Genomic DNA, 21,284 nt, shown 5'->3' with positions numbered 1-21,284 from the left:
GAAGGACCCCCGCGCCCCCCACGCCTCGCTCCGCTCGGCGCGGGCCCCTGCACGGGGGCCTGAGTCACACGGGGGCCTGAGTCACTGGACGACGAGGACGTCGGTGTACGTCGCCGAGTGACGGCTGGTGAAGCGGTACTCGCCGGGCTGCTCCGGGGCCAGGAAGGTCAGCAGGGTCCGGCCGGGGACCTCGACGTCGAACGACCCGTCGTCCGCGGTGATCGTCACCCGCTGATCGGTGCCGTTGTGCACGGTCACCCGCTGGCCGGCCGCGACCGGGCCGGCGACGTGGAAGCGGCTGTCGTCGACCAGGACGCCGACCGAGAGCTCGCCGTGGTCGTGCCCGGCCATCGGGTCCGCCGCCGCTGCGGGCGACCCGGCAGGAGCCGACGCGGACGTCGCCGCGACCGCCGTGGGGAACGGGGGAGGGGAGGCCGCCAGCGCGACGGCCAGGGCGACGGTGGTCAGCAGCACGGCCAGCTCGACGACGGCCAGCCGCCGGAAGGCGCCGGGCTGGCCCGCCCGCAGCCGGGGCAGGGTGCGGCGCCGGTGCTGCCAGCCCAGCACCCCGGCCGCCGTGAGCCCCAGGGTCTTGGCGACCAGCAGCGCGCCGTAACCGCTGCCCAGCGCGTCGACCACCGCCCCGGTGCCGCCCAGCACCAGCACCGCGGCCAGTACACCCGACACCGCGGTGGCCAGGCAGCAGAGCAGGGCCAGGGCGCTGAACCGGCCCACGGCGTCGACCGAGCCGCGGCCCCACCACAGCAGGGCGCCCAGGCCGCCGACCCACAGGCTCGCCGCGACGACGTGCACCCCGAGGGTGGTCACCGCGACCACGTGGTCCTCGGCCGCGGAGGAGTGACCGCTGAGCACGACCGGGACGACGAGCGCGGCCAGCGCCAGACCCAGCAGCAACCGCGCGCTCGCGACGCCGGGACCGCGCCGGGCCGCCACCGCGACGACGCCGGTGAGGGCCACCACCAGCACCACCGCTCGCCCCGCCCCGGTGTCGCCGAGGAACACCCGCAGCGACGACCGGTCCAGCGCCGTCGGTGCCACGCCCACCAGCCGGCTCACGGTCAGCAGCCCACCCAGCGCCGTCGCCGCCGCCCAGACCGAGGCCCCGACCGACGCCGCGGCCACCGCCCGCCGCGCAGGCGGGGTGAGGTCACCGGATCGTCCGGGGAGCAGCACGGCGGCGAGCAGCAACGCGCCCACGGTGCCCACCGCGCCGACCCGGCCGACCAGGGTGACCACCGGCGCACCCGCCTGGACGAGCAGCCCCGCCTCCGGCAGGGCCGTGGGCGCGGCTGCGGTGACGGCGCCACCGACGGTCGACGCCCCGATGAGGACGGCGACCAGTCCGACGACTGCCGCGACGACCGCGTGCACCACCCGCCGGCCCACGGACGTCGGGCCCGGCCCCCGTTGCTCCGCCGGCGCCGGAGCGACCGTGCTGCTCATGCCCGCCGCCGGAGCCGGCCCCGGACGAGCAGGGCGACCGCGCCGACCAGGAGGGCACCGGCGCCCAGCCACCCCACCGCGAGTCCGTCACCAGCCGCCCGGTCGGCTGCCGCCTGCGGCTGCGCCGGGTCGCTCCCCACGCCCGCCGGGTCGGCTCCCGCGACGGCGTCGTCCCCCGCGGCAGCGGCGTCGCTCGGCGCGGCAGCGGCCGAGCCGGTCCCCGCGTCGGCAGCCGGGCCCGGCGCGACGGTGAAGCCGAAGGTCCCGGAGAGCGCGTGCCCGTCGGAGGAGGTGCTGCGCCACTGCACCGTGTAGGAACCGGCGGCGAGCTCGTCCGCCAGCGCCTGGACCACCGACGTCCCGCGGATCTCGGCGTCCCCGGCGGAGACCGACGCACTGTCCGGTCCGGTCACCACCACCTGCGTGCCCAGCGGCAGCGGTGTCCCGGTGAACTCCAGCTCGACCTCCCGGGGTGCGGCCACCGCGGCGTCCGCGCCCGGGCTGGTGGCGACGAGACCGTCGTGCGCCCGGGCCGGACCGGTGCCCGCCGCGAGCAGCAGGACCGTGAGCACGGCCAGCAGCGCCACAGCCCGCGCTCGGATGGCGGCGACCAGGGGAGTGGACGGCACGGCTCGCGGCGCAGCAGTCATGCCCGGCCTTCGTGGGCGACGTCCGATCCGGTTGTCCTGGCCCTCGCGCAGCGGCGGACCGGCCCGTCCGAGCCAGGAGTCCCATGGGCTGCACAGCCGGCCACCGGACCGATCGCAGGCCGAGGTGAACCGATCCCGCCCCCCGGCCCGAACCCCAGGCGATCGGCACGGCAGCGGGGGAACGACCCGGCTGCGGATCCACAGCCGGTCCCGGTCTTCGCGGACCTGTTCGACGGCGGGCGCACCGACGCGTCTGCCGGCACGACGGGCGAGTGGTTCTCAACCGCCGTCCTGCGGCCACCACCTCTGCAGAGGCGACCGCATCCCGACAACGAGGAGCACACCATGCGCAAGGCACTCGCACTCCCGGCCGTCGCCGTCGCAGCGGCGTTCCCGCTGCTGACCATGACCGCCGCCTCGGCGCACGAGGGGACGCACAGCTACCAGGCCGACCTCGGCGCGGTGAACCAGTCCGGCGTCAGCGGCACCGGCATGGTCACGCTGGACGGCAACACGGCCACGGTGATGATCGAGGCGTCCGGGCTGCTCGCCGGCTCGCCGCACGCGCAGCACTTCCACATCGGCGCCATGGGCACCTGCCCCACCAACGACCTGGCCGACGACGCGGACGGTGACGGCTTCGTGAGCGTCACCGAGGCCGCCAAGTACTACGGGGCCATCGGCACGTCGCTGACCACCACGGGCGACACCAGCCCGGACAGCGGCCTGGCGATCGACCGGTTCCCGACCGCCGAGGGCGGCTCGATCAGCTACGAGCGGACCTTCGAGGTCTCCGACGACGTCCACGCGGCCTTCGAGGCCGGCACCGCCGTCCTGGTCGTGCACGGGATCGACAAGGACGGGTCGGGCGCCTACGACGGTGACGTCATGAGCGATCTCGACCCGTCGCTGCCCATGGAGGCCACCGCCCCGGCCGCCTGTGGCGCGCTGGACGCCGCGCAGATGGGCGCCGCCCCGGCCGGTGGCGCCGAGACCGGTGCGGGCAGCACGGCCGGCACGGAGAACACCACGGCCATGGGCGTCGGCGCCCTCGCCGCCGTCGGTGCCGCTGCCGCTGGTGCGGTCGCCTACCGCCGTCGTCAGGCCGACCAGGCCTGATCCGGCTCCGTGCCGCGCGGGGAGGGCGACCTCCCCGCGCGGCACGGCCCCCACCCGCCCTCCGGAAGGACCCCCCGTGACCGAGCCCCGCGGCCGTCGGCCGAGCACCCGCACCTGGACGGCGCTGGCCGTCGCCCTCGCGATCGTGGCCCTCGTCGCCGTGGTGGTGGTGGTGACCGGTCAGCAGCAGGCCCCGCAGCCGGCCGCCACGGGTGACCGGGCGCAGAGCTCGGCACCGGCCACCACGGTCGCGCCACCCGCGCCGTCCTCCGGTGCGCCCTCCACGGCCGCCGCGACGCCCGACCAGCCGGTCGCCGCCCCGGTGGCGGTCAGCATCCCGGCCATCGACGTCAGCAGCGACCTGCTGCGCCTGGGCCTCAACGACGACGGCACCGTCGAGGTGCCGCCGCTGGGCCCGGACGACCAGGCCGGCTGGTACGAGCGTGGCCCGGCCCCGGGTGCCGTCGGTCCGGCGGTGCTGCTCGGCCACGTCGACTCCGCCGAGCACGGACCAGGGGTCTTCTTCGACCTCGGCGCGCTGCGGCCCCAGGACGAGGTGCGCGTCTCTCGCGCCGACGGCACGACGGCGGTCTTCGCCGTCGACCGGGTGGAACGCCACCCCAAGGACGACTTCCCGACCATCGCCGCCTACGGCGACACCCCCGACGCGCAGCTGCGACTGATCACCTGCGGCGGCGACTTCGACTCGGCCGCCCGCAGCTACCTGGACAACGTGATCGCCTTCGCAACGCTGGTGCGCACCGAACCGGCGTGATCGGCCGCCCGCCGCCGGCTCCCTAGACTGCTCGGGTGTCGGCGACCCCGGTGAACAGCGTGCCCGGCTCGGTACAGCCACTGCAGGCGGTGCTGTTCGACATGGACGGCACCCTGGTGGAGACCGAGGAGCTCTGGGGCGAGGCGATGGACGAGCTCGCCGCCCAGCTCGGCGGGGTCTTCTCGGCGGCCGGCCGGCAGCAGACCGTCGGCGCGTCCATGCGGGTCGCGATGCAGGTGCTCTACACCGACCTGGGGCTGAGCCGGGACGAGGAGCAGCTGCTCTCGGACGCACGGTGGGTCGAGGAGCGGACGGCGGCGCTGATGTCGAGCCGGGGCATGCCCTGGCGGCCCGGCGCCCGTGAGCTGCTCCTCGCGGTGGGCGAAGCTCGGCTGGCGACCGCGCTGGTGACCACCACCCCGCGGCGGATCGCCGCCCTGGTGATCGACTCGATCACCGCCGACCTGGGCCGGATGCCGTTCGCCGTGACCGTCTGCGGGGACGAGGTCCCGGCCCGCAAGCCCGACCCGGCGCCCTACCTGCAGGCCATGGCGGCGCTGGGGGTCGAGCCAGGTGGCTGCCTGGTGATCGAGGACTCCCAGGTCGGCGTGGCCGCCGGCCTGGCCGCCGGGGCGGCGGTGCTCGGCGTCCCGTCATTACAGTCACTGGAACCGGCTGCCGGCCTGGTCCTGCGGGAGACGCTGGCGGGACTGACCGTCGACGACCTCGGCGACCTGCTGAGCTCCCGGACGGCACCGCTGCGGCGCGCCTGAACCGAGCGACCCGCTGGCCCCCCGGCGGACCGTCGGTGGTAGCCCCGCCTGCCCGGCGCCGACGGCCTCAGCTGCAGGTGGGCGGCGACCGGGCCAGCCGACGCGGAACTCGGTGGCCGGGCGCGTGAGCCCCTGGGAGCATCCGCCGGATGGACTTCCTCCGGGCCAGCGACATCGCGCACACCCACCACCCGATCGCCGCCCCGGTCTCCCCGGCCGCCCTGAGCGAGTTGGTACAGCGGCTGGAACCGGTCGGACCCGAGGCTGCCCTCCTCGACCTCGGCTGCGGGTACGGCCGGTGGCTGCTGGAGGCGCTCGCCACCCATCCAGGCACGACCGGCACCGGTGTCGACCGAACCCTGCCCCCGGGCCTGACCGAGGCGGCTGCTGCGCGGGGGCTCACCGACCGGGTGCGCTGGGTGGAGGCGGACGCCCGGGACTGGGATGCGGACGGGCTGTTCGACGTGGTCCTGTGCGTGGGTGCCACGCACGCGTTCGGTGGGCTGAACGGCACGCTGGAGGCGGTCCGCCGGCTCCTCCGACCCGGCGGTCGGCTGTTGCTGGGCGACGGGATCTGGGACGCCCCGCCGTCCCCGGCCGCCCTGGCAGCGCTGGACGCCGGCGTGGAGGACTTCCTCGACCTCGCCGGGTTGGTCGAGCGGGTGCAGGCTGCAGGCTGGGAACCCGGGTACGGGCACGTGAGCTCGCTGGCCGAGTGGGATGCGTACGAGTTCTCCTGGACCGGCTCGCTGGCGAGCTGGGCCCTGCACGACGCGCCGACCGAGGAGGAGCGGACCGAGGCGCTGACCATCGCCCGGGCGCACCGTTCGGCGTGGCTGCGGGGCTGGCGCCGCCATCTGGGGTTCGTGACGCTCGTGCTGCACGACCTCGGCGAGCAGCCGCCCGCTGACTGAAAGGTCTCGCGAGCGAAGGGCCGGGGGCTGGTCGCCGCGGCGGCTCGGTGCGGCCGTCAGCCGACGGTGGTCAGGGGCAGCGTGGTGCGCCAGCCGGCGGCGGCCGCGGCCTCGGCCGGGAACGGCGGGGGAGTGCCACCGAAGGCCGGGCAGAGCGCCTGGTGGTCGCACCAGCTGCACAGCCGGCTCTTGTTGGCCCGGAAGTCGCCGGTCTCCACGGCCCGCTCGATCGCCGCCCAGATCGCCTGCAGCGTGCGCTCGAAGCGCAGCAGCTCGGCCTCGTCGGGGGAGTAGGTGAGGGCGTCGCCGTCCTTGAGGTACAGCAGCTTGAGCTGGGCGGCGACCACGCCGCGGGTGCGCCACAGCACGAGTGCGTAGAACTTCATCTGGAACAGGGCCTTGCCCTCGAAGGCCTCCCGGGGCATGCCCCCGGTCTTGTAGTCGACCACCCGCAGCGCACCGGTCGGGGCGACGTCCAGCCGGTCGACGTACCCGCGCAGCAGCAGCCCGTCGGGGAGCGTGACCTCGACCAGCTCCTCCCGGCCCTCGGGCTGGATGCGGGTCGGGTCCTCCAGCCGGAAGTAGGTCTCCACCAGCTCACCGGCCGAGGCAAGCCACGCCTCCAGGCTCTCCGCCTTCGGCGCCGGTCCGTCTCCCGGAGCGCCCTCGGGCGCCTCGAACAGCTCGGTGATGCCCGGCTCCTCGCGCAGCTCGGCCCAGGCGGGGTCGACCAGGGTGCGGGCGGCCTCGACGGTGCGCTGCGCGGGCGGCAGGTCGTAGAGCTTCTCCAGCACCGCGTGCACGAGGGTGCCGCGGACGGCCGCCCGCGACTTCTTCTCCGGCAGCCGGTCGATGGTGCGGAAGCGGTACAGCAGCGGGCAGGTCTTGAAGTCCGCGGCCCGGGACGGGGACAGCGACGGACGGCGCGGGGTGCTGTCGGCAGCCGTCGTCCGCTCGGCGGCGGCCTCCGCGGGGGTGGTCGTCTCCGGGGCAGTCGTGCCCGGCTCGGCCCCGGAGGACCGGCCGGCGTCCAGCGTCACCGTCATGGCCCCGAGGTTAGGTCGGGCCACCGACATTCCCGGGCAGCCGGTCCGCGCGTGTGCGCCGACGGCCCGTCGATCCGCCGTCCGTACCCTCCCGGTACGTGAGCGAACAGCAGGAGCACCCGCAGGACGACACCGTCGACACCACGGCGGTGCTCCCGGCCGCGGGCCCCACCGCCGGCGAGCTGCTCGCCGACGTCCCCCTGGAGCCGGTGGTCGTCGACGGCGACCCCACCCCGCCGGTGGCGGCCGAGCCGGTGGACGGCGCGTTCCGGGTCGGCGACCGGGTGCAGCTCACCGACCCCAAGGGCCGGCACCACACCGTCGTCCTGGAGCCCGGCAAGGAGTTCCACACCCACCGCGGCGCGATCAGCCACGACGAGCTGATCGGCGCGCCGGAGGGCTCCGTCGTCCACTCGACGGCGAACACCGGCTACCTGGCGCTGCGCCCGCTGCTCGCCGACTTCGTCCTCTCCATGCCCCGCGGTGCCCAGGTCATCTACCCCAAGGACGCCGCCCAGATCGTCGGCTTCGGTGACATCGGGCCGGGGATGCGGGTGCTGGAGGCCGGCGCCGGCTCGGGCGCGCTGAGCTGCTCGCTGCTGCGCGCGGTCGGGGAGCACGGCACGCTGACCAGCTACGAGCGGCGGGAGGACTTCGCCGACGTCGCCCGGGGCAACGTGGGCGCCTTCTTCGGCGAGGTGCCGGCGAACTGGTCGCTGCGGCTCGGCGACCTGGACCAGCACCCGGCCACCGAGACCGTCGACCGCGTCGTCCTGGACATGCTCGAGCCCTGGGCGGTGCTCCCCACGGTCGCCGCGGCGCTGCGCCCCGGTGGTGTGCTGATCGGCTACGTCGCCACCACGACCCAGCTGTCCACCTACGTGGAGGCTGTACGGGCGCAGGGCGTGTGGACCGAGCCCTACGCCTGGGAGACCATGCTGCGGCCCTGGCACGCGGAGGGCCTGGCCGTACGTCCCGAGCACCGGATGGTGGCGCACACGGCGTTCCTGGTGACCGCGCGGCGGCTGGCCGAGGGGGCCGTCGCGCCGCTGCGGCAGCGGCGCAAGAAGCTCGCCTGAGCGGGCCCGCGTGTCGGTCCGGTGACGTCCTGACCCAGCGTCCGCACGCGTTCACGATCCAGCGGCGCCGTCGGTCCGCGCGTGTATAGATTGGCCTCCTGGCTCCCCCCGATGTGTGCGGAGGTGCGCGATGGGCGGCATTGGTCCTGATGAGTTCCGAGCGCGGCGTGAACGTGACGTCGCCTCCCTGGTGAGCCAGATCTCCTACCTCGAGGAGGAGATCGGGCTGCTGCGACGCAAGGTCTCCGACAGCCCGCGCCAGGTGCGCGCGCTCGAGGAGCGACTGGCCGAGGCGGAGGGCCGGGCGGCCTTCCTCTCCGAGCGCAACGACAAGCTGGCCGGCACGCTCCGCGAGGCGCGCGAGCAGCTGGTCACGCTGAAGGAGGAGATCGAGCGGCTGGGCCAGCCGCCGTCCGGCTACGGCGTCTTCCTGGAGGCCTTCGAGGACGGCACGGTCGACGTGTTCACCGGCGGCCGCAAGCTCCGGGTGACCGTCTCCCCGGCGCTGGAGGTGACCGACCTCCGCCAGGGCCAGGAGGTCATGCTCAACGAGGCGATGAACGTGGTCGCCGCGCGGGGCTTCGAGCGCGCCGGCGACGTGGTCATGCTCAAGGAGCTGCTCGAACCGGTTGACGGCGAGCCGCGCCGCGCGCTGGTCATCGGGCACACCGACGAGGAGCGGGTGGTCCGCCTCGCCGACTCCCTGGCGGGCCAGCCACTGCGCAGCGGCGACTCGCTGCTGCTGGAGTCCCGCTCGGGGTACGTGTACGAGCGGATCCCCAAGAGCGAGGTCGAGGAGCTCGTCCTCGAAGAGGTCCCCGACATCGACTACGAGGACATCGGTGGGCTCTCCCGGCAGATCGAGCAGATCCGGGACGCCGTGGAGCTGCCGTTCCTGCACGCCGACCTGTTCCGGGAGTACGAGCTGCGCCCGCCCAAGGGCATCCTGCTGTACGGCCCGCCCGGCTGCGGGAAGACGCTCATCGCCAAGGCGGTGGCCAACTCGCTGGCCAAGAAGGTGGCGGCGGTGCGCGGTGACTCCGACACCAACCAGGGGAAGTCGTACTTCCTCAACATCAAGGGCCCGGAGTTGCTCAACAAGTACGTCGGGGAGACCGAGCGGCACATCCGGCTGGTGTTCCAGCGGGCCCGGGAGAAGGCCAGCGAGGGCACGCCGGTCATCGTCTTCTTCGACGAGATGGACTCGATCTTCCGCACCCGCGGGTCGGGGGTGTCCTCCGACGTGGAGAGCACGATCGTCCCGCAGCTGCTCAGCGAGATCGACGGCGTCGAGGGCCTGGAGAACGTCATCGTCATCGGCGCCTCCAACCGCGAGGACATGATCGACCCGGCGATCCTGCGGCCCGGCCGGCTCGACGTGAAGATCAAGATCGAGCGTCCGGACGCCGAGGCGGCGCGGGACATCTTCAGCAAGTACCTGACCACGACCCTGCCGATCCACGCCGACGACCTGGCCGAGCACGGCGGCAGCCGCGAGGCGACCATCGCCGGGATGATCCAGAGCACCGTCGAGCGGATGTACACCGAGACGGAGGAGAACCGCTTCCTGGAGGTCACCTACGCCAACGGTGACAAGGAGGTCCTCTACTTCAAGGACTTCAACTCCGGGGCCATGCTGCAGAACATCGTCGACCGCGCGAAGAAGATGGCGATCAAGGACCGCCTGGAGACCGGCGTCGGCGGCCTGCGGGTCGGTCACCTGATGGCGGCGTGCGTGGACGAGTTCAAGGAGAACGAGGACCTGCCCAACACGACCAACCCCGACGACTGGGCGCGGATCTCGGGCAAGAAGGGCGAGCGGATCGTCTACATCCGCACGCTGATCAGCGGCAAGGGCGCCGACAGCGGTCGCGCGATCGACACCGCGACCAACACCGGCCAGTACCTGTAGGCACTGCCTAGTGGCCGGTCCCCGTGCGGGGGCCGGCCACCGGCGTGCTCAGGTGAGGCGGTCGGCGAGCTCGCGCAGGTGCGCCCGGCCCGCGGCGTCGTAGTCCGCCCCGGGGACCGTGCGCACCGGGAACGGCCGGCTCAGCGGCGGCTGCGGGCCGACGTCCACGTGCGTCACGTCGAACCCCGAACCGTGCAGGTGGTCGGCCATTGCATAGTCCGAACGCGAGTCACCGACGGTGTGCCAGACGCGGGGGAGCGGGCCGTCCGCCCGCAACAGCTCCAGGGCACGGCGAGCGCCGAGCGCCTTGCCCGCCCGTACCGACTCGACGTCGGTGGCGATCACCGAGGGGTCGATGCGCCACGGTCTCCGGCCGGCCGCATCCGGGAACGACCGGCCGCCCAGTACCACGCCCACCCCGGCGGCCGACAGCCGCTCGGCCAGGTCCGCATCGAACGCCCGCTGCCGCTCGGCGTAGTGGGAGGCCGGCACGTCGGTCCGCGCCTCGACGGTGGCCATCGTCCGCTTGCCGGTGTCGACGAACATCGCGTCCTGGTAGCCACCGTCCAGCAGTTCGCCGAGGACGGCGTGGCAGACGGCGGGCACGGCCAGCTCGGCGTCCAGGTGGACCTCCCCGGCACCGGCCGTCGTCCAGAGGCCGCCCTTCTCGCAGACGGCGTGCAGTCGGGCGCCGGCGGGCAGGCCTCGGTCGACCAGCGGGCCGAGCACCTGTCCCTCGACGAAGTCGACCGATCGGCCGGTGTTGAGCACGACCGGGATGCCGGCACCCAGCAACCGGCGCAGGTCCTCGAGCAGCGCGGGCGCGACGGTGCGGGTCTCCGGGCTGGCCACGGGACCGTCGACGTCCAGGAGGAGGCCCAGGGGTGGAGTGCTCACCGGCTCATCCTGCCGTCGGCCGGCCGCGGCCTAGGGTTGGGTCATGAGCGTCCGCCGGGTCATGGGCACCGAACTCGAGTACGGGATCTCCGTGCCGGGGCAGCCAGGGGCGAACCCGACGACGCTGTCCAGCCAGGTGGTCAACGCCTGGGCCTTCGCGGGTGCCCCGACGCCGCGCCGGCCGCGGTGGGACTTCGAGGAGGAGTCGCCGCTGCGTGACGCCCGCGGGTTCGACCTGTCGCCGGCGACCGCGCTGGACCACGCCGACCTCGACGAGGACGCCGGGATGGCCAACGTCATCCTCACCAACGGGGCCCGGCTCTACGTCGACCACGCGCACCCGGAGTACGCGACACCGGAGGTCACCAACCCGCGCGACGTCGTCCTCTGGGACAAGGCGGGGGAGCAGGTGATGGCCGAGGCCGCCCGCCGGGCCGCCCAGGTGCCCGGAACCCAGCCCATCCAGCTCTACAAGAACAACACCGACGGCAAGGGCGCCTCCTACGGCGCGCACGAGAACTACCTGATGAGCCGCTCGACGCCGTTCATCGAGATCATCCGCGGGCTCATCCCGTTCTTCGTGACCCGTCAGGTGTTCGCCGGCGCGGGCCGGGTGGGCATCGGCACCGAGGGTCGCCGGGAGGGCTTCCAGCTCTCCCAGCGCGCCGACTTCTTCGAGGTCGAGGTGGGCCTGGAGACCACGCTGAAGCGGCCGATCATCAACACCCGGGACGAACCGCACGCCAACCCCGACGACTACCGCCGGCTGCACGTCATCATCGGCGACGCGAACCTGGCCGAGCTGTCCACCTACCTCAAGGTCGGGACGACGTCGCTGGTGCTGGCGATGATCGAGGCCCGCGCCCTGACCCAGGACCTGACCATCGAGGAGCCGGTCGAGGCACTGCAGGCGATCAGCCACGACCCGTCGCTGACCCACACCGTCCGGCTGCGCGACGGGCGGCGGCTGACCGCGATCGAGGTGCAGCGGGAGTACCTGGCCCAGGCGCAGAAGTTCGTCGCCGACAACGGGGACGACGACGAGCAGACCGCCGACGTGCTCCGGCGCTGGTCGGAGGTGCTCGACCAGCTCGCCGTGGACCCGATGCAGCTGGCCGACCGGCTCGACTGGCCGGCCAAGCTGCGACTGCTGGAGGGCTACCGGCAGCGCGACGGGCTCTCCTGGGGCGACGCCCGCCTGAAGCTGGTCGACCTGCAGTACTCCGACGTCCGGCCGGAGAAGGGGCTCTACCACCGGCTGGTGGCCCGCGGCGCCATGCAGCGGCTGCTCACCGACGAGGAGGTGACCCGGGCGATGACCGCACCGCCGGCCGACACCCGGGCCTACTTCCGCGGCGAGTGCCTGCGGCGCTACCCGGCCCAGGTGGCCGCGGCGTCGTGGGACTCGGTGGTGTTCGACGTCGGCCGGGACAACCTGGTGCGCATCCCGACCATGGAGCCGTTGCGCGGCACCCGGGAGCACGTGGGTGCCCTGTTCGAGTCGACCTCGACCGCTGCCGAGCTGGTCGACAGGATCACCGGCGGCTGACGCCGCTCAGCGTCGGTCCGGCCTCCCGGGGTCGGCGGTGCGCCGAGCCCGGCGGTGCTGGACGAGCGCCCGGGTGGACCACCCGAGGACGAGCGCGCCCGCGAACACCCACAACCGCGGCCAGCCGGACAGCTGGACGACGACCTCGCCGACCAGCAGCAGCGCGGCGTTGAAGGCCAGGTCGACCGCCAGCGCCCAGGCCTGTGGGTGGCGTGCCGCCAGCTCGTGCACCAGGAGTCCCTTCGCCGTCCCACCGGTCCTGTGCAAGGTAGCCGGGCGAGGACCGGTCTCACCCAGTTGCCTCCGAACGGGATCCGTGTACGGCGGACTGTCACATCCCGCGGGTAGCGTTCGCCGCACCAGCTCAGCTGGCGACAGCTTCGACTCGGTACGGAGGGTCAGATGGCCACGAGGGACACCGGCGGGCAGCAGCGCTCCACGCGATCGCGCGAGGAGACCGAGGAGGTCGAGGCGTCGGTCGACACGACCGCCTCCGAGCGCACCAAGGAGGTGAGCGACGACGTCGACTCACTCCTCGACGAGATCGACGGCGTGCTCGAGGAGAACGCCGAGGAATTTGTTAAGAGCTATATACAGAAGGGCGGCCAATAGCCATTCTGTGGAATGGCTCGAGGAATGGTCGAAGCCAAGTTCTGCAGAGACTGTGGTGAGATCCGTCCAGCTGCGGAGTTCACGTCCGACCGCCGGAGAACGGACGGGCTGAGCTTCTACTGCAAGGTCCACGCGCGTCGTCGTCTGTTGGCGGCCAAAGACGCCCGGCAAGGTCCGCCCCGCACGAGGCATCGGCGCGAGACGGTCGTACCGAACGGCCACAGATGGTGTCCGGAATGCCAGACGGTGAAGCCGGTGACGGACTTCGGCCGCAACGCCAGCCAGCCTTCTGGGCTGGCCAGCTACTGCAAGCCGTGTCACAACGCGCGCGGGAAGGCGTCGAAGGAGAAGGTCGGCGGGTCCCGGACCTACCACCTCAAGCGGCGCTATGGGATCACCGCTGCCGAGGCCGATGCAATGCTGGCCGACCAGGGCGGGGTCTGCGCGATCTGCAGGTCAGCACCCGCAGCCCACGTCGACCATGACCACGCCACCGGCGGCGTCCGTGAACTGCTGTGCTTCAACTGCAACGGCGGCCTGGGGCAGTTCAAGGACGACCCGGCGTTGCTGCGGGCGGCCGCTCGGTACGTGGAGGCCCATCGGGCCGGCCAGCTCGCCGGGCCGTTCCCAGGTCAGCAGCGGTGGCCTACCGGCTGACCGGCCCGCCGGTAGGGTCGCAACGACGTCCGGCGGCAGCCGTCGGACGAGCTCGTGCAGTCGGTGCCGCGCCTACGGGCGGCGAGAGAGGTGGATGGGTGACCGAGACGTCAGCTGGCCGGAGCGGGTTCCCACCCGCCTACCTGGACCGGGTGGGCTCCTCGTTCACCGACTTCCTGGGCACCACCGCCCCCGACCTGCTGCCCGGCCGGCGCACGCTGCCGGCCCTGCCGGTGGGTGAGCTCGCCCCACACGCCACCACCATCGTCGCCGCCACCTTCGACGGCGGAGTCCTGATGGGCGGCGACCGGCGGGCCACCATGGGCAACCTGATCTCCAGCCGGGACATCGAGAAGGTCTACGCAGCCGACTCCTGGTCGGTCATCGGGATCGCCGGCGCGGCGGGGATCGCGATCGAGATGGTCCGGCTCTACCAGGTGGAGCTGGAGCACTACGAGAAGATCGAGGGGCTGACGATGTCCCTCGACGGCAAGGCCAACCGCCTCGCCGCGATGATCCGCGGCAACCTAGGCGCCGCGATGCAGGGCCTGGCCGTCGTCCCGTTGTTCGCCGGCTACGACCTGGACGCCGCCGAGGGCGCCAGCCCGGGGCGCATCTTCAGCTACGACGTCACCGGCGGGAACTACGAGGAGCGCGGATACGCCTCGGTGGGCTCCGGCTCGCTGTTCGCCCGCAACTCCCTGAAGAAGACCTGGCGCCCGGGGCTGTCGGCCGACGCCGCCACCCGGACCCTCGTCGAGGCGCTCTACGACGCCGCCGACGACGACTCCGCCACCGGCGGACCCGACACCGTGCGCCGGCTGTACCCGATCGTCTACCGCGTCGACGCCGAGGGCGCCGTCCGGCTGCCGGACGACGAGGTCGCCGCCGTCGCCACCACCATCGTCGCGGAGCGGTCCGCCGCGGACGGGCAGGGCTGAGCCATGACCATGCCGTACTACGCCTCGGCCGAGCAGGTCATGCGCGACCGCTCGGAGTACGCCCGCAAGGGCATCTCCCGCGGCCGCAGCGTCGCCGTCCTCACCTACGCCGACGGCGTCCTGTTCATCGCCGAGAACCCCAGCGCCACGCTGCACAAGGTCAGCGAGCTCTACGACCGGATCGGCTTCGCCGCCGTCGGCCGCTACTCGGAGTTCGAGAGCCTGCGCGTGGCCGGGGTCCGCCTCGCCGACGTGCGCGGCTACTCCTACAACCGGCGCGACGTCACCGGCCGGATCATCGCCAACGCCTACGCGCAGACCCTCGGTGCGGTCTTCACCGAGCAGATGAAGCCCTTCGAGGTCGAGCTCTGCGTCGCCGAGGTCGGGGACGGCCCGGACAGCGACCAGCTGTACCGGCTGACCTTCGACGGCTCGATCGTCGACGAGTCCGACTTCGTGGTGATGGGCGGGCAGGCCGAGGCGGTCACCAGCCACCTGCGCCAGCACTTCACCGCCGGCATGCCGCTGGCCGACGCGCTGCGGGTCGGCGTCCAGGCGCTGTCCGCGGTCAGCCCGGTCACCGCGGCCAACGGCGGCGCGCACGACCAGCTGCCGGCCACCCAGCTCGAGGTCGCCGTGCTCGACCGGCGGCGCCCCAAGCGGACCTTCCGCCGGGTCGTCGGCGCCGCGCTGGCCGCGCTGCTGTCGGACGAGCAGCCGACGGGGGCCGAGGCGGCGCCGGCCCCGGCGGCGGCCGCCCACACGCCCAGCGCCCCGGCACCGGGCACCCCCGCGGGCCTGGGCGATCCGAGCGCGGTCGACACCGCCGGTGGCACCGAGCAGGCATCCGCCCAGCCCGACACCCAGGACGGCGTCGGCGGCGGCACCGACGGCGGCACACCGGACCCCGAGCAGTGAGCGGCGCGGCGCACTCGGGACACGAGCCGAGTGCGCCGCGGACGCCTACGCTCGGCGAGGTGGAACGACGGATCTTCGGCATCGAGACCGAGTACGGCGTCACGTGCACCTTCAAGGGCCAGCGCCGGCTCTCCCCGGACGAGGTGGCCCGCTACCTGTTCCGCCGCGTCGTCTCCTGGGGGCGCAGCTCCAACGTCTTCCTGCGCAACGGCTCCCGGCTCTACCTCGACGTGGGCAGCCACCCCGAGTACGCCACCGCCGAGTGCGACGACGTCACCGAGCTCGTCGTCCACGACAAGGCCGGGGAGCGGATCCTCGAGGGCCTGCTGGTCGACGCCGAGCAGCGGCTGAACGAGGAGGGCGTCACCGGCGACATCTACCTGTTCAAGAACAACACCGACTCGGCCGGCAACAGCTACGGCTGCCACGAGAACTACCTGGTCGGCCGGCACGGTGAGTTCTCCCGGATGGCCGACGTCCTGATCCCGTTCCTGGTCAGCCGGCAGACGGTGGTCGGTGCCGGCAAGGTGCTGCAGACCCCCCGCGGGGCGGTCTACTGCGTCAGCCAGCGCGCCGAGCACATCTGGGAGGGCGTCTCCAGCGCCACCACCCGGTCCCGGCCGATCATCAACACCCGCGACGAGCCGCACGCCGACGCGGAGAAGTACCGCCGGCTGCACGTCATCGTCGGCGACTCGAACATGAGCGAGACGACGACACTGCTCAAGGTCACCATCACCGACCTGGTGCTGCGGATGATCGAGCAGGGCGTGGTCATGCGGGACATGACGCTGGAGAACCCGATCCGGGCGATCCGGGAGATCAGCCACGACATCACCGGACGGCGCAAGGTCCGGCTGGCCAACGGCCGGGAGATGTCGGCCCTGGAGATCCAGCAGGAGTACCACGACCGCGCCGCCGAGTTCGTCGACCGCGAGGGCTACGGCCCGGTGCACCGGCAGATGCTCGAACTGTGGGGCCGCACGCTCAAGGCCGTCGACTCCGGCGACCTGTCGCTGATCGACCGCGAGGTCGACTGGGCGATCAAGCACCGGCTCATCGAGCGCTACCGCGCCAAGCACGACCTGCCGCTGTCCAGCGCCCGGGTCGCCCAGCTGGACCTCGCCTACCACGACATCCGCCGCACCCGTGGGCTGTACTACCTGCTGGAGAAGGCAGGCCAGGTCGACCGCGTGGTGCACGACCCGCGGATCTTCGAGGCCAAGAACGTGCCGCCGCAGACCACCCGGGCCAAGCTGCGCGGGGAGTTCATCCGCCGGGCGCAGGAGAAGCGGCGTGACTTCACCGTCGACTGGGTGCACCTCAAGCTCAACGACCAGGCCCAGCGCACCGTGCTGTGCAAGGACCCGTTCAAGTCCGTCGACGAGCGCGTGGAGAAGCTCATCGCCAGCATGTAGGCGGGAGGGGCATGATCCCGCGGTGACCACTCGGGCCGATGGGTCGGCCGGCAGCGTCCCCGCCGCGACGTACACCAGCCGGCCGCTCGGGCCGGACACCTGGGACGCCTTCGCCGAGCTGGTGGAACGCAACAACGGCGTCTTCGGCGGGTGCTGGTGCATCGGCTGGCACCCGGAGCGGGGGCAGCCGGGGATCGACCACCGGGAGGTCAAGCGGGACCGGGTCCTCAGCGACCGTGCCCATGCCGCGCTCGTCCTCGGCCCGGACGGCGTCGCGCAGGGCTGGTGCCAGTTCGGTGACCCTGACGAGCTCCCGACCATCAAGCACCGGCGGGTCTACGAGCAGGACCCACCGCCGCGCCCGGACTGGCGGATCACCTGCTTCTACGTCGACACCCGGCACCGCGGCCAGGGGATCGCGCGGGTGGGCCTGGCCGGCGCGCTGGAACAGATCGCTGCCCGCGGCGGCGGACTGGTCGAGGCCATCCCCGAGGTGACCGCCGGCCGCACGGCGCACGGCCGGTTCCTGTACAGCGCCACGGTCGAGCTGTTCGAGGAGCACGGCTTCAGCCGCGTCCGGCAGGTGGGCAAGCACGCCTGGATCGTCAGCCGCGTCGTCGACCCGGCCTGACTGTTGGAAGTCGGTCGCGGGCGGCCACCGGAGGGGCCAGACTCGCCCGGATGCGCACCGCACTGGTCACCGGCGTCAGCCGGCGCAGCTCCATCGGCTTCGCGGTCGCCCGGCGGCTGCTCGACCGCGGCGACCGGGTCGTCGTCCAGTCCTGGGCACCGCACGACGCGGGGCAGCCCTGGGGCCCCGATGACCTCGACGCCGTCCTGGCCGAGCTGGGCGACCCGCCACACCTGAGCGTCGACCTGGCCGACCCCACGGCGCCGGCCCGGCTGGTCGCGTCCGCCCGGGACGCCGTCGGGCCGCTCACCAGCCTCGTCGCCGCGCACGCCCGCAGCGCAGCGGGCCGGCTCGCCGACGTCACCACCGCGGAGGTCGACCTGTGCTTCGCGGTCAACGCCCGCGGCAGCCTGCTGCTCACCCAGGCGTTCGCCGCCCAGTACCAGCCGGCCGCCGGGCCGGGTGCGGTCGTGCTGTTCACCTCCGGGCAGCACCGCGGCCCGATGGCGAGCGAGCTGCCCTACGCGATCAGCAAGGGCGCCATCCAGGCGATGACGCTGTCACTGGCCGACGAGCTGATCGAACGGGACGTCACCGTCAACTGCCTGAACCCCGGACCGACCGACACCGGCTGGGCCGACCCGACGCAGACCGACCTCGTCCAGCGGTCGATGCCACGCGGCCGGTGGAACACCCCGGCGGAGGCCGCCGCGGTCGTCGCCTGGCTGACCGGACCGGACGCCCGCTCGGTCACCGGCCAGACCATCGACGCCGAGGGCGGCTTCCGCCGCTGAGCCGGGCGGCGGATCAGGCCGGAGGCGGGCCGAACAGGGTCAGCTGGGCGGCGAACCGGCCGGCCGCCGCGGCGGCGAGGAAGTAGGCGTGGTCCTCGGCCAGCCCGCGGCCCATCGTCGACAGCCGCACCGGCAGCGCCGCGAGGGCGTCGTCCAGGCCGACGGTGTCCACCCACTCCACGGTGTTCCGCTCCGGCTGACCGGCGAGGTCCTCCTCGACCTGGCTGCCCAGGTCCGAGCCCAGCCCGCGGGGCGCGACCAGGGCGACCCCGCCGAGCGCGACCCGGCCGAACGCGGTCAGCGAGTGGTGCGACACCCCGCGGTGCCGGGGCCGCGGGTCGGCCTCGGAGATGCGCAGCGCACCCACCGTCCGCCCACCGAGCACGTGGACGGCGTTGCAGGCCTCACCGGCGGCGACCCCGGAGAACCCCCACGGCGTCCCGGTGCCCAGGTTGCCCGGCCCCTGGGTGACGATCGTGATGTCGGCACCCAGCACGTGCCGGGCGGCCAGCAGCCCGGTGTGCACGGTGACCGCCTCCAGGTCACCGCCGAAGGCCTGCCCGACGGTGACCACGCCGGCCAGCGACCCGGCGAGCGCGTCCAGCGTCCGGGAGAAGGCGGCCGGCAGCGCGCCGCCGTCGGTCATCACGTAGGCCACCCGCAGCGCCGGGTCGGTGGCCTGCACACCGGCGAGCACGGCGGGCAGCGCCGAGTGCAGGTCGGCGACCACCACCGGCATGCCGTCCAGGTCCTCGGCGGCGGCGATCGTCTCGTGGTGCGGGGTGTCCTGTTCGTCCACGCCCTGCACGGTCACCTGCAGCGGGGTGTACCGGCCCTTGACCAGGTGCCCGGGGCCCGCGGGGTCGGGGGGCAGCCGGTCGGGGACGGCGACGACCAGCGCGTACCCGCCGGTGCCCAGCCGCTGAGCCCAGGCGGTGGTGTTGAGCAGCACCTCGTCGCCGACCTCCGGCGTCCCGACGATCGAGGGGTGCGCCAGCGCCGTCAAGGTGCCGTCGCCGTCGACCTCGACGGTCATCTCCTGGGCGTCCCGCCAGGACCGGCCGAGCTCGGTCACCCGGCCACGACGCCAGCGGATCCGCGGACCGGGGGCGGGGGAGGGGGGAGTGCTCACCTGGGCAGGCTAGCCAGCGGGCCGGGTTGCCGCCGCGCACTAACCTGTCCGCGTGGCAGCCAAGCGGGCAGAACGACTGGTCAACCTGGTCATCGCCCTGCTCGGCACCCGGCAGTACGTCTCCGCGGCCAAGATCAGGGCCACCGTCCCCGGGTACGAGCCGGACGACGGCACCGAGCGGGCCGACGAGGCGTTCAAGCGGATGTTCGAGCGGGACAAGGCCGAGCTCCGGGAGATCGGTGTCCCGCTGGAGACCGGCCGCACCAGCGTCTTCGACACCGAGGACGGCTACCGGATCGCCCGCACCGACTACGAACTGCCCGAGATCACCCTCACCGGCGAGGAGGCCGCCGCCGTCGGCCTGGCCCTGCGCCTGTGGCAGTCCGCCCAGCTCGCCGGCGCGGCGCAGAGCGCGCTGGTCAAGCTCCGGGCGGCCGGGGTGGACGTCGACCAGACCCGGGGCATCCCGATCCAGCCGCGGCTGGACGCCGGCGAGCCCGCCTTCGAGCCCTGCTACGCCGCGGCCCGTGACCGCCGCGAGCTGACCTTCGACTACCGGCGTCCCGACGCCGACCAGGCCAGCCGCCGCCGGGTACAGCCCTGGGGCGTGGTCGCCTGGCACGGCCGCTGGTACCTGGTCGGGCACGACCTGGACCGGCAGGCGCCCCGGGTCTTCCGGCTGTCCCGGGTGACCGGCACCCCGAAGGCCAGCGGCCCGGCCGGCGCCTTCGAGCCCCCGGCCGACCTCGACCTCGCCTCGGTGGTGGCCGGGTCCGAGCGCCGGGAGGAGCAGCTCGTCGTCGTCCGGGCCCGGCCGGGCACCGCGATCGGCCTGCGCCGGCACGCCGTCCCGCTCGGCCCCGCCGAGGACGGTGACGACCGGCTGGAGCTGCGCACCACCGAGCCCTGGTCGCTGGCCGACCAGCTCGCCGCCTACGGGCCCGACGTGCTGGTCGAGGCCCCGCAGCAGATGCGGGAGGCCGTCGTGGAGCGGCTCACCCGGCTCGCCGCGCTGGACGGTGCGGCATGACCGCCCCCAGCACCGCCGAGCGGATGACCCGCCTGCTGGCGCTGGTGCCCTACCTGCAGGCCCGCCCGGACGGCGTCCGGCTGGCCGACGCGGCCGCGGACTTCGGGGTCGCCGAAGCCCAGCTGCGCCGCGACCTCGACCTGCTGTGGGTCTGCGGCCTGCCCGGGCACGGCCCCGGTGACCTGATCGACCTGGCGTTCGAGGGCGACCGGGTGCGGGTCACCTTCACCGCCGGCATGGTGCGGCCGCTGCGGCTGACCACCGACGAGGCGGTCGCGCTGATCGTCGCGCTGCGCACCCTGTTGGAGCTGCCCGGGCTGGCCGAGGGCGAGGCGGTCAGCCGGGCGCTGGCCAAGGTCTCCGCGGCCGCCGGGCACGCGGCGGAGGTCCGGGCGCCGGTGGCGGTCAGCGTCGGCGCCCGCGAGCAGTCCCTCTCCGTCGTCCGGGACGGCCTGGAGCGGCAGCGCGCACTGCACCTGCACTACTACGTGCCCAGCCGGGACGAGCGCACCGAGCGCACCGTCGACCCGATGCGGCTGCTGCTGGTCGACGGGCACTGGTACCTGGAGGCCTGGTGCCGGGGTGCGGAGGGGGTGCGGCTGTTCCGGCTGGACCGGATCGACGAGGTGGCCGTGCTCGACGAGGCCGCCGCGCCGCCGCCGCAGGCCCACGAGCGCGACCTCGACGACGGGCTGTACCAGCCCGGGGCGGAGGCACCGGTGGTGCGGCTGCGGCTGGCCCGCACCGCCCGCTGGGTCGCCGACTACTACCCGGTCGAGGAGCCGACCGAGGTCAGCGACCCGCCCGGCGGGCTGGCCGTGGCGGTGCGCACCTCGGACCTGGCCTGGGCCCGCCGGCTGGTCGCCTCCCTCGGCGGCGCGGCCACCGTGGACGAGCCGGCCGAGCTGGCCGAGCAGGTGGCGGCCGAGGCCCGGGCGGCGCTGGCCCGCTACGCCGACTGACCCCGGCCGGG

Annotated in this window: 22 protein-coding genes; 16 read left to right on the top strand and 6 right to left on the bottom strand. The window is 73.9% G+C overall.

Going from position 1 to position 21,284, the window contains the following annotated elements; all coding sequences use genetic code 11:
* Positions 1 to 81 precede the first annotated feature (81 nt).
* Both HLA93_RS13665 and HLA93_RS13660 read right to left on the bottom strand, forming a co-directional pair.
* Positions 82 to 1,464 carry a CopD family protein gene (locus HLA93_RS13665; protein ID WP_222194945.1) on the bottom strand — a complete coding sequence of 461 codons (1,383 nt, stop codon included), beginning with the start codon at positions 1,462 to 1,464 and terminating at the stop codon, positions 82 to 84.
* Complete coding sequence (locus HLA93_RS13660) at positions 1,461 to 2,114, bottom strand: copper resistance CopC family protein (RefSeq protein WP_222194944.1); 654 nt, start codon at positions 2,112 to 2,114, stop codon at positions 1,461 to 1,463. Before HLA93_RS13660 ends, HLA93_RS13665 begins: the two co-directional genes overlap by 4 nt.
* A gap of 345 nt (positions 2,115 to 2,459) precedes the next feature.
* On the opposite strand from HLA93_RS13660, the gene HLA93_RS13655 reads away from it, so the two are divergent.
* The 4 genes from HLA93_RS13655 to HLA93_RS13640 all read left to right on the top strand — a co-directional run bounded on the left by HLA93_RS13655 (position 2,460) and on the right by HLA93_RS13640 (position 5,695).
* Positions 2,460 to 3,233 (top strand): hypothetical protein, encoded by a 774-nt coding sequence (locus HLA93_RS13655; RefSeq protein ID WP_222194943.1) that lies wholly within the window; start codon positions 2,460 to 2,462, stop codon positions 3,231 to 3,233.
* A 76-nt stretch (positions 3,234 to 3,309) separates the two neighbouring features.
* Entirely contained in the window at positions 3,310 to 4,008 is a 699-nt protein-coding gene (locus HLA93_RS21605) for a class F sortase (protein ID WP_222194942.1), read from the top strand.
* Between the two features lie 35 nt (positions 4,009 to 4,043).
* The gene (locus HLA93_RS13645; protein WP_308128121.1) at positions 4,044 to 4,781 is read left to right on the top strand and encodes an HAD family hydrolase; all 738 of its coding nucleotides are present in this window, start codon (positions 4,044 to 4,046) and stop codon (positions 4,779 to 4,781) included.
* 149 nt (positions 4,782 to 4,930) lie between these two features.
* Positions 4,931 to 5,695 (top strand): SAM-dependent methyltransferase, encoded by a 765-nt coding sequence (locus HLA93_RS13640; protein ID WP_222194941.1) that lies wholly within the window; start codon positions 4,931 to 4,933, stop codon positions 5,693 to 5,695.
* 56 nt (positions 5,696 to 5,751) lie between these two features.
* Here the strand turns inward: HLA93_RS13640 and HLA93_RS13635 are convergent, their stop codons facing one another.
* A complete protein-coding gene (locus HLA93_RS13635) occupies positions 5,752 to 6,741 on the bottom strand; it encodes a RecB family exonuclease (RefSeq protein WP_222194940.1) in 990 nt (329 codons plus the stop codon).
* 98 nt (positions 6,742 to 6,839) lie between these two features.
* Between HLA93_RS13635 and HLA93_RS13630 the strand changes: the two genes are divergently transcribed.
* Entirely contained in the window at positions 6,840 to 7,820 is a 981-nt protein-coding gene (locus HLA93_RS13630; RefSeq protein ID WP_439957982.1) for a tRNA (adenine-N1)-methyltransferase, read from the top strand.
* 190 nt (positions 7,821 to 8,010) lie between these two features.
* The gene (arc, locus tag HLA93_RS13625) at positions 8,011 to 9,732 is read left to right on the top strand and encodes a proteasome ATPase (RefSeq protein ID WP_308128120.1); all 1,722 of its coding nucleotides are present in this window, start codon (positions 8,011 to 8,013) and stop codon (positions 9,730 to 9,732) included.
* Positions 9,733 to 9,780: 48 nt separating this feature from the next.
* Here arc and HLA93_RS13620 read toward each other — a convergent pair whose 3' ends face one another.
* Positions 9,781 to 10,629 carry a hypothetical protein gene (locus HLA93_RS13620; RefSeq protein WP_222194938.1) on the bottom strand — a complete coding sequence of 283 codons (849 nt, stop codon included), beginning with the start codon at positions 10,627 to 10,629 and terminating at the stop codon, positions 9,781 to 9,783.
* Positions 10,630 to 10,672: 43 nt separating this feature from the next.
* Here HLA93_RS13620 and dop point away from each other — a divergent pair, with 43 nt between their 5' ends.
* The gene (gene dop / locus HLA93_RS13615; RefSeq protein ID WP_222194937.1) at positions 10,673 to 12,178 is read left to right on the top strand and encodes a depupylase/deamidase Dop; all 1,506 of its coding nucleotides are present in this window, start codon (positions 10,673 to 10,675) and stop codon (positions 12,176 to 12,178) included.
* A 6-nt stretch (positions 12,179 to 12,184) separates the two neighbouring features.
* Here the strand turns inward: dop and HLA93_RS13610 are convergent, their stop codons facing one another.
* Positions 12,185 to 12,409 carry a hypothetical protein gene (locus HLA93_RS13610; protein WP_222194936.1) on the bottom strand — a complete coding sequence of 75 codons (225 nt, stop codon included), beginning with the start codon at positions 12,407 to 12,409 and terminating at the stop codon, positions 12,185 to 12,187.
* 171 nt (positions 12,410 to 12,580) lie between these two features.
* Here HLA93_RS13610 and HLA93_RS13605 point away from each other — a divergent pair, with 171 nt between their 5' ends.
* The 7 genes from HLA93_RS13605 to HLA93_RS13575 all read left to right on the top strand — a co-directional run bounded on the left by HLA93_RS13605 (position 12,581) and on the right by HLA93_RS13575 (position 18,149).
* Positions 12,581 to 12,790 (top strand): ubiquitin-like protein Pup, encoded by a 210-nt coding sequence (locus HLA93_RS13605; RefSeq protein WP_222194935.1) that lies wholly within the window; start codon positions 12,581 to 12,583, stop codon positions 12,788 to 12,790.
* A gap of 255 nt (positions 12,791 to 13,045) precedes the next feature.
* Positions 13,046 to 13,447 (top strand): endonuclease VII domain-containing protein, encoded by a 402-nt coding sequence (locus HLA93_RS22060; RefSeq protein ID WP_308128119.1) that lies wholly within the window; start codon positions 13,046 to 13,048, stop codon positions 13,445 to 13,447.
* A 98-nt stretch (positions 13,448 to 13,545) separates the two neighbouring features.
* Positions 13,546 to 14,388, top strand: coding sequence for a proteasome subunit beta (prcB, locus tag HLA93_RS13595; RefSeq protein WP_222194933.1), 843 nt, complete (start codon positions 13,546 to 13,548; stop codon positions 14,386 to 14,388).
* 3 nt (positions 14,389 to 14,391) lie between these two features.
* Positions 14,392 to 15,306 carry a proteasome subunit alpha gene (prcA, locus tag HLA93_RS13590; protein ID WP_222194932.1) on the top strand — a complete coding sequence of 305 codons (915 nt, stop codon included), beginning with the start codon at positions 14,392 to 14,394 and terminating at the stop codon, positions 15,304 to 15,306.
* 59 nt (positions 15,307 to 15,365) lie between these two features.
* The gene (gene pafA, locus HLA93_RS13585; protein WP_222194931.1) at positions 15,366 to 16,724 is read left to right on the top strand and encodes a Pup--protein ligase; all 1,359 of its coding nucleotides are present in this window, start codon (positions 15,366 to 15,368) and stop codon (positions 16,722 to 16,724) included.
* A gap of 22 nt (positions 16,725 to 16,746) precedes the next feature.
* Positions 16,747 to 17,355, top strand: coding sequence for a GNAT family N-acetyltransferase (locus HLA93_RS13580; protein ID WP_222194930.1), 609 nt, complete (start codon positions 16,747 to 16,749; stop codon positions 17,353 to 17,355).
* A gap of 50 nt (positions 17,356 to 17,405) precedes the next feature.
* Positions 17,406 to 18,149 carry an SDR family oxidoreductase gene (locus tag HLA93_RS13575; RefSeq protein WP_222194929.1) on the top strand — a complete coding sequence of 248 codons (744 nt, stop codon included), beginning with the start codon at positions 17,406 to 17,408 and terminating at the stop codon, positions 18,147 to 18,149.
* A gap of 13 nt (positions 18,150 to 18,162) precedes the next feature.
* Here the strand turns inward: HLA93_RS13575 and HLA93_RS13570 are convergent, their stop codons facing one another.
* Entirely contained in the window at positions 18,163 to 19,281 is a 1,119-nt protein-coding gene (locus tag HLA93_RS13570; protein ID WP_308128118.1) for a DUF3866 family protein, read from the bottom strand.
* Between the two features lie 52 nt (positions 19,282 to 19,333).
* Here HLA93_RS13570 and HLA93_RS13565 point away from each other — a divergent pair, with 52 nt between their 5' ends.
* Positions 19,334 to 20,311: a helix-turn-helix transcriptional regulator gene (locus HLA93_RS13565; RefSeq protein ID WP_222194928.1), complete on the top strand. Its 978-nt coding sequence runs from the start codon at positions 19,334 to 19,336 to the stop codon at positions 20,309 to 20,311.
* Positions 20,308 to 21,273 carry a helix-turn-helix transcriptional regulator gene (locus tag HLA93_RS13560; RefSeq protein WP_222194927.1) on the top strand — a complete coding sequence of 322 codons (966 nt, stop codon included), beginning with the start codon at positions 20,308 to 20,310 and terminating at the stop codon, positions 21,271 to 21,273. The genes HLA93_RS13565 and HLA93_RS13560 overlap by 4 nt, the downstream gene beginning before the upstream one ends.
* Positions 21,274 to 21,284 lie beyond the last annotated feature (11 nt).

The sequence above is a fragment of the Modestobacter italicus genome, assembly GCF_019799965.1.
In the GTDB taxonomy this organism is placed as follows: Bacteria; Actinomycetota; Actinomycetes; order Mycobacteriales; family Geodermatophilaceae; genus Modestobacter; species Modestobacter italicus_A.
Note: the sequence above shows the minus strand (reverse complement) of the source record. Positions and strands in the feature narration are given on the sequence as shown.

What these genes read in the sequence shown, in the direction of transcription:
- HLA93_RS13665 (WP_222194945.1), bottom strand. Translation starts at nt 1,464, where the DNA reads ATGAGCAGCACGGTCGCTCCGGCGCCGGCGGAGCAACGGGGGCCGGGC.
- HLA93_RS13660 (WP_222194944.1), bottom strand. Translation starts at nt 2,114, where the DNA reads ATGACTGCTGCGCCGCGAGCCGTGCCGTCCACTCCCCTGGTCGCCGCC.
- HLA93_RS13655 (WP_222194943.1), top strand. Translation starts at nt 2,460, where the DNA reads ATGCGCAAGGCACTCGCACTCCCGGCCGTCGCCGTCGCAGCGGCGTTC.
- HLA93_RS13640 (WP_222194941.1), top strand. Translation starts at nt 4,931, where the DNA reads ATGGACTTCCTCCGGGCCAGCGACATCGCGCACACCCACCACCCGATC.
- HLA93_RS13635 (WP_222194940.1), bottom strand. Translation starts at nt 6,741, where the DNA reads ATGACGGTGACGCTGGACGCCGGCCGGTCCTCCGGGGCCGAGCCGGGC.
- dop (WP_222194937.1), top strand. Translation starts at nt 10,673, where the DNA reads ATGAGCGTCCGCCGGGTCATGGGCACCGAACTCGAGTACGGGATCTCC.
- HLA93_RS13605 (WP_222194935.1), top strand. Translation starts at nt 12,581, where the DNA reads ATGGCCACGAGGGACACCGGCGGGCAGCAGCGCTCCACGCGATCGCGC.
- prcA (WP_222194932.1), top strand. Translation starts at nt 14,392, where the DNA reads ATGACCATGCCGTACTACGCCTCGGCCGAGCAGGTCATGCGCGACCGC.
- HLA93_RS13575 (WP_222194929.1), top strand. Translation starts at nt 17,406, where the DNA reads ATGCGCACCGCACTGGTCACCGGCGTCAGCCGGCGCAGCTCCATCGGC.
- HLA93_RS13560 (WP_222194927.1), top strand. Translation starts at nt 20,308, where the DNA reads ATGACCGCCCCCAGCACCGCCGAGCGGATGACCCGCCTGCTGGCGCTG.